Consider the following 16,284-nt stretch of genomic DNA (forward strand, 5'->3'; position numbering starts at 1 on the left):
ACTATTGCCAAGACCCCTCGGGGGCGGCAAAAGTAGCCCTTTTGCCGCGAAACGGCAGCAGAAACGAACTACTCATTTTTGCTGTTATTGCTTTGAACGATGCGTGCTGTATCCGTCCGGCGCGTTGTTACTTTCCTTTCGCTCTTAAATTCCCTCAGTTTGGTCGAAAAAATCATCACCCTGGAGAATGTGTCTCTGGTTGAATTCCTGGGACCCGATAACCAAAACATCCGTCAGCTGGCGGCTGCTTTTCCGGGCAGTAAAATCATATCCCGCGGAAACGAAATCAAAATTCAGGGCCAGACGGCCGTCATCAGCCGTATCAACGATATTCTGTCGGCGCTGCTGGAACATTACCATCAGTACGGCCAGATTACCGATAAAACCGTGAGCCAGTTCCTGTCGTCGGCCGATGAGGAGCTGGATGAGGCTCGTATGGCGGCCTCTCCCGACGTTATTCTGTTCGGGGCTAAAGGCGGTGTTATCAAAGCCAAAACGGCCAACCAGCAGCGCCTAGTGGATGCCGTGCTTCGCAACGACTTGGTGTTTGCGCTGGGGCCGGCCGGTACCGGCAAAACCTATATTTCGGTGGCGCTGGCCGTGCGGGCGCTCAAAAATAAAGAGGTCAAGAAAATCATCATCTCGCGGCCCGTGGTAGAGGCGGGGGAAAGCCTCGGCTTTCTGCCCGGCGACATGAAGGAGAAGGTAGACCCCTACCTGCGCCCGATTTACGACGCGCTGGAAGACATGCTGCCGCCCGAGAAGTTCAAATTCTACCTCGAAAACAAAACCATCGAAATTGCGCCGCTGGCCTACATGCGGGGCCGCACGCTCAACAATGCGTTTGTGCTCCTGGATGAAGCCCAGAACACCACCCCTTCGCAGCTGAAGATGTTCCTGACCCGTATGGGCCCGAACGCCAAGGTGATGGTGAACGGCGACCGAAGCCAGATTGACCTGCCTACCAAGCAAAAATCGGGTCTGATTCAGGCGCTGGATATTTTGCAGGGCGTGAACGGCATCGGCTTCGTGGAAATGACGGCCGACGACGTGGTGCGTCACCGCTTGGTGAAGCAGATTGTGCAGGCGTACGACAAGTTCGATGTACAGCAGCAGAAGGAGCAGGCTAACCGCCCGGTGCGGGAGTACCGCCCCAGCTACCAGCGCCGCCAGGATGAAATTGCGCATCACGACCCCGGCAAGCACCCCGACGCCCGCCGGGAGGACGATGGCACGCAGGCGCTGCCCGTCAATCATGAGCAGTAAACGGCGGTATGGAGTATGTTTGAAACAGCGGCTGCCGCCCAGGCAGCCGCTGTTTTATGTTTTTAGGCAGCAAGCGGCGTATGGTTGAACCTGCTGCCCTCAGTTCTTTCTAAATTACCGACAGGCTTTGACCAGCCCTTTTGCATTGTCTCCCATGATTCATGTACACCGCGTTACCACCCAACAGGACTTACTTGCGGCCCTGGCCATCCGCCATACGGTGTTTGTGCTGGGCCAGAATGTGCCGGCTGAACTGGAGCACGACAGCCACGACCAGACTGATGCCACCCATTACCTTGCCCGCACCGGAGACGGTACGCCCTGTGGTGCAGCCCGCTGGCGCGTGACGGAGAATGGAGTGAAGCTGGAGCGGTTTGCCGTGCTGGCAGAGTACCGTAACCAGCAGGTGGGAGCGGCACTGCTGGCGGCAGTGCTTCGGGATGTAGCAGTGGCTCACTCCACAGCGGAAGTGTATTTAAATGCGCAGGTGCTGGCCGTGCGGTTTTACGAGCGGCACGGCTTTGAGAAGGTAGGTGAAGCCTTCTGGGAGGCTGGCATTGAGCATTACCGCATGCGCTGGCAGCGACCTGAATAACCTTCGGGAAATTGAAAATTACAGAAGACCCGGTCCGGTTTCTTTCATTCCAAGGAAGGGAACGGGCCGGGTTTTTTGTGGTTCAGCGGATTTTCTTCATTTTACCTGTCGGCTCTGGCAGCCGTTTAGTGCACTTATTTCGAATGACTATCTGCGTGTACCTATGGTGATTAGCTGGGCTCGTAATCCATTCATCCGGCTGGTATTACCCCTGATGGCCGGTATTTTAACGTACCTGTATGCCGGTGCCGCGTTGCCCAATCTGGGTGGTGCGGTGGTAGGCGTGTTTATACTATTTCTGGTGGTGCAGGTGTGGGCCGCCCGCCGCCCTACGCCTGGGGCTACCGATGTAGCCGGCCTGCTGGCCGTGCTCATGTTGTACGTAGCCGGGGCAGCTCTTACCCAGCAGGCCACGGAAAGCCATGCCCGCAACCATTTATACCGGTTTGCAGGCCGCGTAGAGTATTATCGGGCCGTGGTGGATGAGTATACAGTAGTGCGGCCCGCTACCTATGCTACCACAGTGCGCGTATCGGCGGTGCGGGTGGCAGGGCGGTGGCAGCCGGCTCAGGGCGGGGTGCGGGTGTCTGTCCCGCGCGAGGAAGGGCTACCGGTCCCGCAGTACGGCGACGTATGGGTGGTGCGCGGGGCCCCGGCTCCCAGCAAAGCCCCGCTCAACCCCAGCGAATTTGACTACCGCCGCTACCTGCAGTATCATCAGGTATATCACCAGCAATTCATCCACCCTGATCAGTTTTTGAAAGTAGCCAACGACCCACCCAGCATATTGCGGGCCATTGCTATGCGGGCCGCCCGGGTGCTGGATGGTGTGTTCCGGCACTATGTGCACGCCAAGCGGGAATATGCACTGGCCTCGGCACTGGTACTCGGCATTAAGGATGATGTGGATCAGGAAACCAAGCAGGCTTACGCCAACACCGGCACCACGCACATTATGGCAGTATCGGGGCTGCAGGTGGGGTTATTGTTTGGGGCCGTAACGTGGCTGCTGGGCCTGCTGCCCGGCCGGCGAGGGCCGTTATTCCGGCTGTTCACGGCCCTGCTGGGGCTGGCCGTTATCTGGAGCTATGCATTTGTGACGGGACTATCAGCCTCGGTACTGCGGGCGGCGGTGATGTTCTCCTTTATTATTGTGGCCCGGGCTACCAGCCGCCAGACTTCCATGTACAACCTGCTGGCGGTAGCGGCGTTCTTTCTGCTTTGCTACGACCCGTATCTGCTCTGCGACGTGGGATTTCAACTGTCCTTTCTGGCTGTGCTCAGCATTGTGTACCTGCAGCCCCGCATTGCCGGCTGGCTTAATCCCGCAGGATATTTCCTGAAAAAGCAGCGGCCCTGGCAATCCAGCGCAGTGCAGAAAAGCTGGAAATGGCTCGGTATCGGGCTTAAGTACGTGTGGCAGGCGACGGCGCTTTCTTTGGCTGCCCAGGTAGCCACGTTTCCGCTGGGGCTGTACTACTTCCATCAGTTTCCGCTGAGTTTCCTGTTCTCCAATCTGGTGGCGGTGCCCATTTCCAGCGGGGCCGTGTACGTAGGGCTGGCACTGCTGGTACTGAAAGGGCTGGTGGCCGTGGTGGGGCTGATGTCGCCGGCGCTGGCAGCTTTCCTGGATTATGGTCCGCAAGCCCTGGCCTTCGTGTTTGAAAAGATGATCTGGGCCTTCAACGAATACATTTTCGGGGTAGGGCGGCTGATGCCCGGTGCGTTGGTTTCCGGTATCCACGTTACCACACCGCAGGTCTGGCTAATTGGAGGCGTTATTATGGCTCTGCTGTTGTTCTTCGCCCTGCGCAAACTGCCCTGGCTGGCCCTGGGTTGTACGCTGCTGGGAGTGTTTGCCGGCAGTCGGGTGTGGGCCGCCTACGAGCTGGCCCCCACTGAGCAACTGGTGATATACAGCATTCCGCGCCGTTCCGTAGTGGGGTTCTGGCAGGGGGCCAGTGCCGATGTCGTTATGCTTGACTCGCTGCCGCTTACTGAAACCGAGCGGACGTACCGGATTGTGCCCGGTATCATTCAGCGGAATGCCCGCCGGGTGGCGTACCATCCGGGATGGCAGGCATGCACGGTGCCGGCGGTAGTAGCCGAGCCGGGCCTTACCCTGGCAGCATGGCGGGGACGGAAGCTGGCTTTCGTAAACGGACCGCTGAGTGGGGCCACGGAGCCGGTGCAGGGGCTTACGGCCGTGGTGTTGCGCCGCAATGCCCGCGTCAAACCGCAGGAATTGGCGGCTACGTTTGGTACGGCTGCGCCGGTGGTCTTTGATTCATCCTGCAAAAGCTGGTACGTGCTCCGGCAGGATTCCGTACTGCGGGCGGCCGGTTTCCGCACACACGATGTGACGCTGGCGGGGGCTTTTGTCGTTCAGGGAAGGCAGTAGAAAGGCGCGGACCGGGCGTTGGCCGAAACCGTATACCCCCCAACAGGAGTATATCCTATACTAGCAGCGTAGCACCAATTTTGTTACGTTTGATTTTCGCGCCCCGTTCTGTTTCAGCCTCTGCATCATTCCTGCCCGGAATACCGCACCTGCTGAGTTGTTTCACCGTACTGCAACTCCCTGGTTATGGAAGATATGCCCACTCAGGAACTGGAAGACCTCCGTTTTATTCGCTACGATGCGCAGGATTCCATTGGTTATATAACGCTCAGCCGCCCCGATAAGCGCAATGCCCTTAGCGCCGAAATGGTAACGGAGCTGAAGCAGGCATTTGAGTATGCCGAAAATGACGACACCTGCAAAGTAATTGTGCTGCGGGCCGAAGGGGACGTGTTCTGCGCCGGTGCCGACCTGGCCTATATTCAGGAGCTGCAGGGGTTCGGCTACACCGATAACCTGGCCGACTCCACCCACCTCATGCAGTTGTTTCACCAGATCTACACCCTCAAAAAGGTGGTTATCGGGCAGGTGCAGGGCCACGCGCTGGCCGGTGGCTGCGGGCTGGCTACCATCTGTGACTTTGCCTTCGCCGTTCCGGAGGCCAAGTTTGGGTACACCGAGGTGAAAATCGGCTTTATTCCGGCTATTGTGAGCGTGTTTCTGCTGCGCAAGATTGGCGAGGCCCGCACCAAGCAGCTGCTGCTCACCGGCGACGTTATTTCGGCGCAGGCAGCCCTGGATTTTGGACTGGTGAATTTCCTGGTGCCCCGTGAGGATCTGGCAGCCAACGTGTACAAATTTGCCCGACGCCTGTGCGTGGAGAATTCCGGCCAAAGCATGGAAATAACCAAGGAAATGCTGGCCCGCATTCCAGAAATGCAGCTGGAGGACAGCCTGCGCTATGCCGCCCGCATGAACGCTGAGGCCCGGGGCTCCGACGACTGCCGCCGGGGTATTGCGGCCTTCCTCAAAAAGGAAAAGATAACCTGGGAAAATTAACCTCTTAGTCAGGCAAGCAGTCTGCAACGCCGCCCCGGAAGCTGTGGCCTCCGGGGCGGCGTTTTTAGTTGCCTGTCAATTTTTTGTACCTTTCTCCCTAACACGCTTTTTTAAACTTCTCACTTTCGCGCTGGTTTGCCTTCTATGACGACGCTGGCAGCCGTAGCCGTAACCACGGCTACTTTTCTCGGAATGGAATTCGTAGCCTGGTTTATGCACCGGTTTGTGCTGCATGGGCCGCTGTGGTTTCTGCACCGCTCACACCACGTGCGGCACCCGCACCGCTTTGAGCGTAACGACTTCTTTTTCCTGTTTTACGGTACTTTATCGATGCTGCTGATTATGTACGGATCAGCCGGGAAGGATTACCGGTTTTGGATGGGAATTGGCATTGCCAGTTACGGAACGCTGTATTTTTTCGTGCATGATGTGCTGATCCATGGCCGGCTGCGGTTCTGGCGCAAGTCGCGCAACGCTTACTTGCGAGCCCTGAACATGGCCCACAAGATGCATCATAAAACCACCGGCCGCGACGGCAGCGAGGAGTTTGGATTGCTGTGGGTTTCTCCCAAATACTATCAGCTGGCCCTGCGGCGGCCGGCCCCTGCGCGTATCCTTCGAGCGTCGCGCAGTCAATCACAATATCATCAGCAAGAAAGGGAGGGCTAGCATCGTGGGACATTTCTCTATCAGCGACCTGGAACAGCTTTCGGGCATTAAGGCGCATACCATCCGCATCTGGGAGCAGCGCTACGGCATTCTGCGGCCTGTACGTACCGCCACCAACATCCGGACTTACTGCGACGACGACCTGCGTCGCCTGCTCAACGTGGCTACGCTCTGCGACCGGGGCTACCGCATTTCGCAGGTGGCGAAGCTCACGGAGCAGGAGCTGGCCAAGGCCGTTATTTCCTGCGACGACGAAAGCCACGCGCACCGCTACTGTCACCACGTAAACGGTCTGCTGGCGGCCATGCTCGAAATGAATGAGAGCCGTCAGGTGTGCATTCTCAACCAGATTGTGGAGCAGTATGGCTTCGAGCAGGCCGTTCTGCAGGTAGTGTACCCGTTTCTGCAGCGCATTGGCGTAATGTGGCAGGCCGGCACCGTTAACCCGGCTCAGGAGCACCTGATTACCCACCTGATTCGGCAGAAGCTTATGGCTGCCGCCGATGCGCTGCCCTGCGTGCAGCCTGCTACGGCCCGGCGCTGGGTACTGTTTCTGCCCGAAGGCGAAATGCACGAGCTGGCGCTTCTATTCATGAACTACGTGTTGCGCAGCCGGGGACACCACGTGTTATACCTGGGGCAGAACCTGCCCATGGCCGAACTGGGGCAGGTGTGTACTTCTTACCGGCCCTACGCCGTGGTAACCGTACTGACGGCCGTGCCGGAGCGCCATGAGGTGCAGGATTTTGTACAGCGACTGGGGCAGCTCTGCCCCGATATTCAGCTATACCTCTATGGTCCGCTGGCGCAACTGGTAACTGAGCTTCCGCAGAATGCCACCCGGTTGGCTCTGATAACGGATTTCATTCAACTGGCCAGCAACCTCGTGGTGGCCGAAACGTGCGTAGCACAGCTGGAGTTAACAGAAGGATAATCTGCTGCGGCCCAACTAAGCCCTGCCCCGGCCGTACTGCTTATTGCAGTAGGCCGGGGCAGTGTATTTAACGACCTAAGTCCAAATGGTGAAGTTGGTCGTATATCCTTATTGACGAGGCGGTTAAAGGTTAGAAAGTGGCCCAGCTGTACGAAATACGGGCATTACCTAAAATAAATTGATGTAGGTACGCACAACTTTCAGATCGGCGCGTATATTTGTTTAACTTTTTGCCACGAAAAGCTAAACAGCATGACCTCTCTGGAATTCACCGACCAAGTACAGAAGATTTCTTACTCCCTGAAGCCCGTGGCAATGAACCTGACGCGCGACGCAGACGATGCCAAGGACCTGGTACAGGAAACCTTGCTCAAAGCCATGCTGAACAAAGACAAGTTCAAGGCGGGCACCAACTTGAAGGCGTGGTTGTACACCATCATGCGCAACACCTTCATCAACAACTACAACAAAATCACCAAGCGCAATAGCAATATTGACAGCACGGAGTACTTCCAGTACTTCAATACCAACGAAAATTACATTACGCACAACGGTGCAACGTCTGACTTCGTAGTAACGGATATCAACGAAGCTATTGCCGGTCTTTCGGCCGACTACCGGACTCCGTTTATGATGTACTACATCGGTTACAAGTACCTGGAAATTGCGGAGAAGCTGCAAATTCCGATTGGAACCGTTAAAAACCGTATTCACATCGCCCGCAAAGAGCTCAAGCAGGCGTTGAAGACATACGCCCCCGGCGTGTAGGGAATAGGGAGAGAGTACAGACCCGCCCCGGGCGTATCGCGGGCCGCAGATTACGTTTACCATCCCAGGTAGCGTAGTTTGCGGCCCGTCTGTTTGGGCTAGAGGCTACGCTGATTTCGGGTAGTAAGGAGTTGCGGGTGGCTGAATGTAGCGGTGCTTGATCCGCATATCCTGCCCGGCAAACGGGCCGGTGCCCGTCGCAAATACCTGCAGCTGTGGCTGCTGCCCCTGCGGAATCATTCGCCACGATTCCCGGAAATCTTGGTTAAGCCGCCGGAGCTCGGCAAAAAAGGCGGTTTGCAGCTCCGGTAGGTCGGTAGCCAGCAGGGCCTCCCGAATTTCCAGACACACGCGCAGCTGCTTGGTGGCGTTATCATCTTCGGGGGTGAGCAGGGTGAAGGAACTGACGATGCCCGCCAGCAGCGGCAGCCCCAGAATGGCCTCCTGCACATCGGCCGGCGTGAGCTTACAGCCGAAGTATGCCACCGTCATATCGGCGCGGCCATAGTGCAGCAGCAGGGGTAAATCGGTGTGAGTGGGGCACAGGTCGTGGGGGGTGAGGCCCACGGCGGCCAGGTGGCGCTTCAGCTCCGGAAACCGAATGATGTGGCCCCGGTCGTGCAGGTTGTAGCGGATTTTGGGCGAGAGGTAAGTAGGCCGGCACAGGGTAATTACCAGCTCATCGGTGGCGGTTGACTCCATGTGAAAATCGGCTGGGTTGAACTGGAACAGCACGGGCAGCGCGCCCGGATACTTTACCAGCCGGGCGGCCAGCGCCTCGTTCACGAGCAGTTCCCGGCGCAGGGCAATGGTGAAGTCGTTTTCGGCTGCCAGGTTCAGCTCCAGATCAGAAGCGCCCAGGGAGCCATACACCCGCCGGATGCCCCGGTTCAGCAGGTACGTGCGCATCTTCTCGCTCATGCCTTCGCCGCCGTAAATCATGGTGACCTGATACTGAAACCAGTCGAGGCCGGCTGAATCTACCAGCAGCTTCAGAAACGGCGGGTAGCCCATGATAACGTACTGGTGGCCGGGCCCGAACTCGCGCAGGGTATTCACGATTTTGGGAACGTCGGGACCCAGAGACTTCAGCGTGGAAATATCGGTGAGGGCCATGGTGATGTTGACGCCCGTGGCCCAGGGGCCCATGGCAAAAGCGTTCAGAATGAAGTGCGGACCCGGCCCCAGCAAAGAATGCAGCCCGAATTCCAGCATCCGCTTGTTGGCCCGCCGCTCGGCCCGGCTGCGTGCCCAGTTGGTTGCCGCCCCACTGCTCCCCGACGACTCATCGATGATGACGCCGCCCACCGGCACCGCGCCACCCAGGCAGCGGGCCGCCAGGGGGTAGGCTTTCACGTAGTTTTCCTTATCCATGATGGGCAGCGCGGCCACATCGGGCACGAGGCCGCGCCAGGGCAGGCCCTGCACCCCGTGGTGGGCCAGAAACTGCTGGTAGGCCGGGGTGCGGTGCGCGGCCCGCCAGAATACAAAGCCTGCTTTCCATTTGCCGATGTTCCAGCGCCAGCTTTCCATACCGGGCAGATACAGCAGGCGCATGGAACCATCGTGTATTTCCAGAAGCCGCCGCCAGCCCCGCAATATGTTTACCGTCAGAAGCAATACAAGCGTTTTCATACAGATATAGGAGGTAAAGGATGAATACTGATCCGGGCCGGGACCTACGCAACGGGCAGCAGCAGGGCCGAAGCCGGGAGGCGCAGGCTGCGGGGCGGCTCAGCGCTGTAGCCCAGCCGCAGCAGCAGCCACAGCGGCTGCCCCGACTCAGGGCGGGCCCGGGCCAGAAACCGGGCGTGGGCCTCGGGGTTGGTCACCACCGAGCCGAACGGGTGCAGATACAGGCCCTGTTGGGTCATGTGCAGCCACAGCTGCTGGAGCAGCGTACCGGCGGCCAGCCACTCAGCGCGGTTGCCGAAAGGGCCCTGCAGCCAGGCCACCGTGGAGGTGCCGTGCATGGAATGCACGTACACCTGGCCCAGAATCCGGCGCTTCCAGGCCGCCCGAAACCGCTCGTGGTGGGTGAAGAAATTGCGCATCAGTCGGCCCGGAAAATGCATGCAGCGGTTCCAGAGGCCATCCTGCCGCTCCTGCGCCTCCGCATCGGTCGTCCGGATCCAGCGGGCTATTTCTTGGCGGGTACCCGCATCATCCAGGTCCGAGAACAGGGTCTGGCGGTTCAGGTCCAGCACGAACTCCACAAAGCCCGGCTCGGAAGAGTGCTGGAAGGAGTGGCCCTGCGCTGCGGCCTGTTCAGTGAGAGCCTGGAGGTGCGCCGCCGCTACCGGCCGGCCGGAGTAGGGCAGCCGGGATGTGCACCGCTGCCGCAGCAGCTCGCGGCCGGGAGTTGCCACCGCGCCGGCCGATGCGGGCTCCAGGTACAAGGTGGCGAATAGCCGGGGCACAGTTCCGGTGAATTGCAGCTGAGGCTCCGGCTCATGCTCCACCCGCAACGCCAGCCCCCGCGGTGCCGCCGCCACCCGCAGACACTCCAGAAACATGCCCAGCGCCACCGTCATGAAGGCAGAATTGGTATCGGTGTGGGGCAGCAGGCGGGTGGGGTCGTAGTAAAAGGCAGCCTGAGTAACCGAGAGAGGCTGCAGCTTCCAGGGCTGGGTATTGTGGGGTGAAGGGCACCAGCGGGCGTATTCCAGCAGTTCCAGCCATACCTTCTCGGCAGTGGGCTGCTGCTGCCCAAGCCCAACCCGCGGCATAAGCGCCAGCCCGGCTCCAACTCCCAAATACCGAAGAAACGTGCGCCGCTGCATGGCCGAAGTATGTAAGCGGCCCCTGAGCACAATTGCCGAACCGCTGGGCTAAGATGTCAGCGTATACCTGCCAGCGTCAAGCGGATTTTCGTTGTGATTAGACTTTTGATAAACTTAATAGGTTTGTGTAATTGGTTGTTATTGTAGTAGTTGTGGTGATATTATTCGTCTTTGTAAATAGTATCTGAAGTATGCTGCCGCACAGGTTAGCGTAAGGGCTGCAGAGCTGATACCCAAGCATCCTGGACCACAACTGACGCACACCTTACCGCAGCACCACGAACCGATGCGGTTGGGTGAGTGGCTGATCTAAAAATCCACTAACGAACCGAATACACCGCTAGAATTGGGCAGCCGGCAATCATACAACAAAAATGCAGTGAACTACCAATAGCTCATCGGTGCGCAAAACAATTGGGTATGCCCGCCGGATTGTAGCTTGCACCCTTTCCACCCAACCTCTACCGTTTGGCTTCTCCTGCTTCCTCCCAACACGTTCTAGTCATCGGTGCCGGCTTTGCGGGCCTGTCGGCGGCTACCTCCCTGGCCCAGCGCGGCTACCGCGTTACTATTCTGGAGAAAAACGAAGGCCCCGGCGGCCGGGCGCGGGTATTCCGGGAGCAGGGCTTCACCTTCGATATGGGGCCGAGCTGGTACTGGATGCCGGATATCTTCGAGCAGTATTTCGCCCGCTTCGGCAAAAAGGTGTCCGATTACTATGAGCTGGTACGGCTGGACCCCTCGTACCAGGTAATTTTCAAAGGCCCCGAAGCCGTGGATATTCCGGCGGCCATGAGTGAGCTGCGGCAGCTGTTTGAGCGGTACGAGCCCGGTAGCGGCGCCCGGCTGGATGAGTTTCTGCGGCAGGCAGCCTACAAGTACGAAGTGGGTATCGGCAAGTTCGTGCACATGCCCGGCCGCTCTTTGCTGGAGTTCATGGACCCGCGCCTGGTAGTAGACGCCGTGCGGCTGGATTTGCTGCAGAGCATGCACAAGCACGTGCGCAAGTTCTTCAAGGATCCGCGTCTGCTGGAGCTGGTGGAGTTTCCGATTCTGTTTCTGGGGGCCACTTCCGAGAACACCCCGGCCCTGTACTCGCTCATGAACTACGCCGACCTAGCCCTGGGCACTTGGTACCCAATGGGCGGCATGCACAAGATTGTGGAGGGCATGGTGCGCTTAGCCGAGGAGCGGGGCGTGCGGCTGGAGTACAACCAGGAAGTGCGGCAGATTGTGGTGGAAAACGGCCGCGCCACCGGCGTGCAAACGGCCCAGGGCTTCCGCCCCGCCGACGTGGTTATTGCCGGAGCTGACTACCACCACGCCGAGCAGCACCTGCTGGCCCCCGAGTGGCGCACTTACGATGAGGCGTACTGGGATTCGCGCACGATGGCGCCGTCGTCCTTGCTGTTTTACCTGGGCGTAAACAAGCGCCTGCCCAACCTGCGCCACCACAATCTGTTCTTCGACGAAGATTTCAGCCTGCACGCCCAGGAAATCTACGAGGACCCGAAGTGGCCCAGCCGCCCGCTGTTCTACGTATCGGCCCCCAGCCAGACGGACCCCAGCGTGGCCCCGGAAGGCTGCGAGAACATCTTCCTGCTGATTCCGGTGGCCCCCAACCTGCCCGACCCCGAGGAAACCCGGGAGCATTACTACAACCTGCTGATGGACCGGCTGGAAAAGCACTGCGGCACCAGCATCCGCGACGCGGTGGTGTACAAGCGCAGCTACGCCCACCAAGATTTCATGCAGGATTACCACAGCTACAAGGGCAACGCCTACGGCCTGGCCAACACCCTGCGCCAGACGGCCATCCTGAAACCCGGCCTCAAAAGCAAAAAGGTGCGAAATCTGTACTTTACGGGCCAGCTTACCGTGCCGGGCCCCGGCGTACCCCCCTCGCTTATCTCGGGGCAGGTGGTGGCCAAGGAAGTGGAAAAGGAGTTTTCAATTAAAAATTGAGAATTAAAAATTAAAAATGACGGACGTTGAGAAGCAAGAGGTAGAAATTGTCTGGGACAGATAGAGTACCACGAGTAGCAGCCCGGTCAATTTTTAAATTTTAATTCTCAATTTTTAATTGACACAAAGTGGACCACGTTGCCCTATTTACCGAAACCAGCCGGGCCTGCGCCAAGCTGATCACCAAACGGTACAGTACTTCCTTTACGCTGGGAATCCGTACGCTGGACCGGCGGTTTCATCTGCCGGTGTATTCGGTGTATGGCTTTGTGCGCTGGGCCGATGAAATTGTGGACACCTTCCACGACCACGACAAAGCTGCCCTGTTTGCGGATTTCAAACGCCAGACCTACGAGGCCCTGGAAATCGGGCTGAGCCTGAACCCGGTGCTGCACGCGTTTCAGGACGTGGTGCGCCAGTACGGCATCGACCGGGAGTTCATCGACGCCTTTCTGTTCAGCATGGAAATGGACCTCGATGACCGGAGCTACAATCAATCCTTGTACGAGCAGTACATCTACGGTTCGGCGGAAGTGGTGGGGCTGATGTGCCTGCGCATCTTCTGCGAGGGGAATACCGCTTTGTTCGACCATTTGCGGGAGCCGGCCCGGCGGCTGGGCTCGGCGTTCCAGAAGGTGAATTTCCTGCGCGACGTGCGCTCCGATTTTGAGGAGCGGGGTCGCGTGTACTTCCCCGGCGTGCAGTATGAGCGGTTCACCGATGAAGTAAAGCGCACCATTGAGGCCGACATCCGGGCCGATTTTGAGGCGGGCTACGCCGGTATTGTGCAGCTGCCCCGGGCCGCCCGGCTGGGCGTGTACCTGGCGTACGTGTACTACCTCAAGCTCTTCCACAAAATCCGGCAGCTGCCGGCCGCTACCATTCTGGGTGAGCGGGTGCGCGTGCCCAACAACACCAAGCTGCTGCTGCTGTTGGGTTCGTATTTCCGGTACCGGCTGGCCCGGGTGTAAGGCCGACGCGCGTTGGCAGGCTAATTGCCACAGAACAGGAAATCAGGCGCGCTATCAATTAGCAGCGTTACTTTGTGTTCTTCTACCAACCCTGTTGCGCGTGAAGCTGAATCGATTCCTGTTTCTATTTCTGTTTCTGACGTTCTCCACCCTCGTGTCAACCGAAGCCAACCCCTACGCGGTACACCACCTGCGCCGCCAGTATCAGCAGGCCGCCACCAGCAAAGAAGCCGGCGAGAAATTCCACAAGCTCATGGCCGCCTACGATAAGCAGGACGCCGTGGTGCTGGCCTACAAAGCCGCCGCCGAAGCCATCCGGGCCCGCGACGCCTCCATGTTCAACAAGCTCACGTACGTGCAGCAGGCCAGCAAGCTGTTTGACCAGGCCGTGAAGCTGGACGATGACAACGCCGAAATCCGGTTCCTGCGCCTGAGCGTGGAAAGCAACCTGCCCAGCTTCCTGGGCCTGAGCCAGCACGTGGAGGATGACCGGCAGTTTCTGGTGAGCACCTTGCTGAAACACCCCCAATCTGGCCTCGACGCCGAGTCGTTCGGGCTGGTGCGCGACTTCATGGTACAGCGTGGCCACGTATCGGAAGCGGAGGCGCAGAAACTGGCGCAGCTCTAGGCAGCCTCTTGCCCTGTACACACGCGAAGGCCCTGCATTCCACCCGAGAATTGCAGGGCCTTCGTATATAATTAAGTGGCTTTTCTGCGTTCTAGCAGTGTTTCGGCCGGGTACATGGGTCCTGGCCGGCTTGTTGCCTACTCTGTTGTCTATGAAAAAACTGTTGCTCCTGCCCGTTGCCATTGCTGTTTCCAGTGCTGCGTATGCCCAGCAAACCGTGCTGAAAGGCCGGGTATTGGATGAGCAGAACCGGCCGGTGCCCTTCGCCAACGTGGGTCCGCCGGGTGCTGAGCCGGGCACCGCCACCAACGAGGCCGGGGAATTCAGTTTGCGCGTGAGCAAGCTGCCCCAGAAGCTGGCCGTGGTAAGTTTGGGCTACACTACCGCCGTGCTGGAAGTTACCTCGGCTGCCCCGGTAACTGTAACGCTGAAGGCCAGTGCCGTGGCGCTGCCCGAGGTGAAAGTGCGCAACCCTGATCAGCTGGCGGCCGCGCTGGTGAAGCGGGCTTACGCCAAGCTGGTCCGGCACCAGAAGGAAGAGGAGTTCGGCAAAGCCTTCTACCGGCAGAAACAGGCCCACAATGGCCGCTACACTGAATTTGTGGATGCGTTTTACGATGTGCGCTTCACCGGGCAGGGCATCAGCGGGTGGCAGCTGGAGCAGGCCCGATATGGCTCGGCCCAGGAAGATACGGGAGTGGAAATGACCAATTTTTCAGCCGCCTTGCGCCTGATTCCGGTGTTCGACCCCAGGCCCAGCCGCCGGACCCTGGCCGTGCCCCTGAGCCCGGGTAGTGACCGGATTTTTACGTTTCAGCTGCGCGAAATCCTGGAAAGCCAGGGGCAGGAAACGGCCGTCATCGACTTCAGCCGCCGGCCGGGCGTGGATATCTTCGTACCCGAAGGTACCCTGTACATCGACCGGCAAACGGCCGCGCTGCGTCGCATTGAGGCCACGGTACCCATCGACCATCTGATGACGCTGCAGCTGCGCCAGGGCACCACTCTCGACGCCCAGACCATGCGCATGACCACCGATTTTGCCCCCCACCGCGACTCCCTGAGCCGGGTGCAGGCCATTCGGGCTGAGCAGCAGATTGTGCTGCGCTACCAGAACCGGCCCGATACTACCACCCTCAATGGTAACCTGTTTTTTTACCGCTACACCGCCCGGCCTGCGGGCAAGGGCTACAAGACTACCGGTGCCAGCTACAACGACCTGAAACAGGCCCGGAAAAAGCCTTACGACGCTGGATTCTGGCATAATCGGGAAATTTTGCGGGCCTCGCCGGCTGAAGAGCGGGTAATACGGGACCTAGAACAGCGGAAGGCCTTTGGGGCATTTTAACAGCGGAAGGTGAAAACTACTGTGGGGTTTCGCGGTTTGTGTTCTATCTTCCTCCCGATGAGCGCAACCTTCTGTGGTCCTCCGCAGTTAGTCCGTTAGCTATGCCGCACCACCTGAGCGTCCGTATCGACACTAATTCCGGCTTTTGCTTCGGCGTAATCTATGCTATTCAGATGGCCGAAGACCTGCTGGACGAGCAGGGTTACCTGTATTGCCTTGGCGACATTGTGCATAATGATGAAGAAGTAGAACGGCTGGAACGCCGGGGCTTGCGCATCATCGACTATGAGCAGCTGCACCAGCTGCGCGGAGAAGCCGTGCTGATTCGGGCGCACGGGGAGCCGCCCAGCACCTACCAAACGGCCCTGCAGAACAACCTCACGCTCATTGATGCTTCCTGTCCGGTAGTGCTCAAGCTGCAGAACCGCATTAAAAGCAGCTTCGACCGGAAAGAGAAAATCTTTATCTACGGTAAGCATGGCCACGCCGAAGTGCGCGGGCTGCTGGGGCAGACAAGTGGCCAGGCAGTTGTGTTCGAAAACCTGGACGAGCTGCTGCGTCACGAGCTGCCGCAGAACATTACGCTCTATAGCCAGACCACCAAAAGCACCGACTCCTTCTATAGCATCAAGGAAAAGCTGGAAGCGCGCGGCTACCAGGTGAATACCAACGATACCATCTGTCGGCAGGTAAGTAACCGGGATAAGGACTTGCGTCGGTTTGCTGCCCAGTTCGACCAGGTAGTATTTGTGTCGGGCACCAAAAGCTCCAACGGTAAGGTACTATACCAGGTGTGCAAGGATACCAACCCGGCCACGCACTTCATCTCCAAGGCCGAAGAGCTATGCCCAACCTGGTTTCAGCCGGGCCAGTCGGTGGGTATCTGCGGGGCCACCAGTACACCCATGTGGCAGATGGAGCAGGTGCGGGATACGTTGCTGGCTTTTTAAGTTGATT

General features: G+C 58.7%; 14 protein-coding genes. 12 read left to right on the top strand and 2 right to left on the bottom strand.

The window, feature by feature from the left end; translation table 11 throughout:
• Positions 1–159 precede the first annotated feature (159 nt).
• The 7 genes from EI291_RS16835 to EI291_RS16865 all read left to right on the top strand — a co-directional run bounded on the left by EI291_RS16835 (position 160) and on the right by EI291_RS16865 (position 7,632).
• Complete coding sequence (locus tag EI291_RS16835) at positions 160–1,266, top strand: PhoH family protein (RefSeq protein ID WP_125422631.1); 1,107 nt, start codon at positions 160–162, stop codon at positions 1,264–1,266.
• 154 nt (positions 1,267–1,420) lie between these two features.
• On the top strand, positions 1,421–1,861 hold the full coding sequence (locus EI291_RS16840) for a GNAT family N-acetyltransferase (protein WP_170172696.1): 441 nt from the start codon (positions 1,421–1,423) through the stop codon (positions 1,859–1,861).
• Between the two features lie 214 nt (positions 1,862–2,075).
• The gene (locus EI291_RS16845; RefSeq protein ID WP_170172697.1) at positions 2,076–4,262 is read left to right on the top strand and encodes a ComEC/Rec2 family competence protein; all 2,187 of its coding nucleotides are present in this window, start codon (positions 2,076–2,078) and stop codon (positions 4,260–4,262) included.
• Positions 4,263–4,448: 186 nt separating this feature from the next.
• Positions 4,449–5,261: an enoyl-CoA hydratase/isomerase family protein gene (locus EI291_RS16850; RefSeq protein WP_125422637.1), complete on the top strand. Its 813-nt coding sequence runs from the start codon at positions 4,449–4,451 to the stop codon at positions 5,259–5,261.
• A gap of 144 nt (positions 5,262–5,405) precedes the next feature.
• Complete coding sequence (locus EI291_RS16855) at positions 5,406–5,930, top strand: sterol desaturase family protein (protein WP_125422640.1); 525 nt, start codon at positions 5,406–5,408, stop codon at positions 5,928–5,930.
• A 4-nt stretch (positions 5,931–5,934) separates the two neighbouring features.
• A complete protein-coding gene (locus EI291_RS16860) occupies positions 5,935–6,864 on the top strand; it encodes a MerR family transcriptional regulator (protein WP_170172698.1) in 930 nt (309 codons plus the stop codon).
• 252 nt (positions 6,865–7,116) lie between these two features.
• Positions 7,117–7,632 (top strand): sigma-70 family RNA polymerase sigma factor, encoded by a 516-nt coding sequence (locus EI291_RS16865; protein ID WP_125422645.1) that lies wholly within the window; start codon positions 7,117–7,119, stop codon positions 7,630–7,632.
• Between the two features lie 105 nt (positions 7,633–7,737).
• Here EI291_RS16865 and EI291_RS16870 read toward each other — a convergent pair whose 3' ends face one another.
• Entirely contained in the window at positions 7,738–9,267 is a 1,530-nt protein-coding gene (locus EI291_RS16870) for a phenylacetate--CoA ligase family protein (RefSeq protein WP_125422648.1), read from the bottom strand.
• Between the two features lie 44 nt (positions 9,268–9,311).
• Positions 9,312–10,388, bottom strand: a complete 1,077-nt coding sequence (locus tag EI291_RS16875) for a hypothetical protein (protein WP_125422650.1) — start codon at positions 10,386–10,388, stop codon at positions 9,312–9,314.
• 495 nt (positions 10,389–10,883) lie between these two features.
• Between EI291_RS16875 and EI291_RS16880 the strand changes: the two genes are divergently transcribed.
• The 5 genes from EI291_RS16880 (at position 10,884) to EI291_RS16900 (ending at position 16,277) form a co-directional block, all read left to right on the top strand.
• Positions 10,884–12,380, top strand: a complete 1,497-nt coding sequence (locus EI291_RS16880) for a phytoene desaturase family protein (protein ID WP_125422653.1) — start codon at positions 10,884–10,886, stop codon at positions 12,378–12,380.
• Between the two features lie 128 nt (positions 12,381–12,508).
• Positions 12,509–13,351 carry a phytoene/squalene synthase family protein gene (locus tag EI291_RS16885; RefSeq protein WP_125422656.1) on the top strand — a complete coding sequence of 281 codons (843 nt, stop codon included), beginning with the start codon at positions 12,509–12,511 and terminating at the stop codon, positions 13,349–13,351.
• 100 nt (positions 13,352–13,451) lie between these two features.
• Positions 13,452–13,979, top strand: coding sequence for a hypothetical protein (locus EI291_RS16890; protein ID WP_125422659.1), 528 nt, complete (start codon positions 13,452–13,454; stop codon positions 13,977–13,979).
• Positions 13,980–14,130: 151 nt separating this feature from the next.
• Positions 14,131–15,327, top strand: coding sequence for a carboxypeptidase-like regulatory domain-containing protein (locus tag EI291_RS16895; RefSeq protein ID WP_125422662.1), 1,197 nt, complete (start codon positions 14,131–14,133; stop codon positions 15,325–15,327).
• A 101-nt stretch (positions 15,328–15,428) separates the two neighbouring features.
• A complete protein-coding gene (locus EI291_RS16900; RefSeq protein WP_125422665.1) occupies positions 15,429–16,277 on the top strand; it encodes a 4-hydroxy-3-methylbut-2-enyl diphosphate reductase in 849 nt (282 codons plus the stop codon).
• Positions 16,278–16,284: the final 7 nt, after the last annotated feature.

The sequence above is a fragment of the Hymenobacter rigui genome, assembly GCF_003944715.1.
GTDB classification, from domain to species: Bacteria; Bacteroidota; Bacteroidia; order Cytophagales; family Hymenobacteraceae; genus Hymenobacter; species Hymenobacter rigui.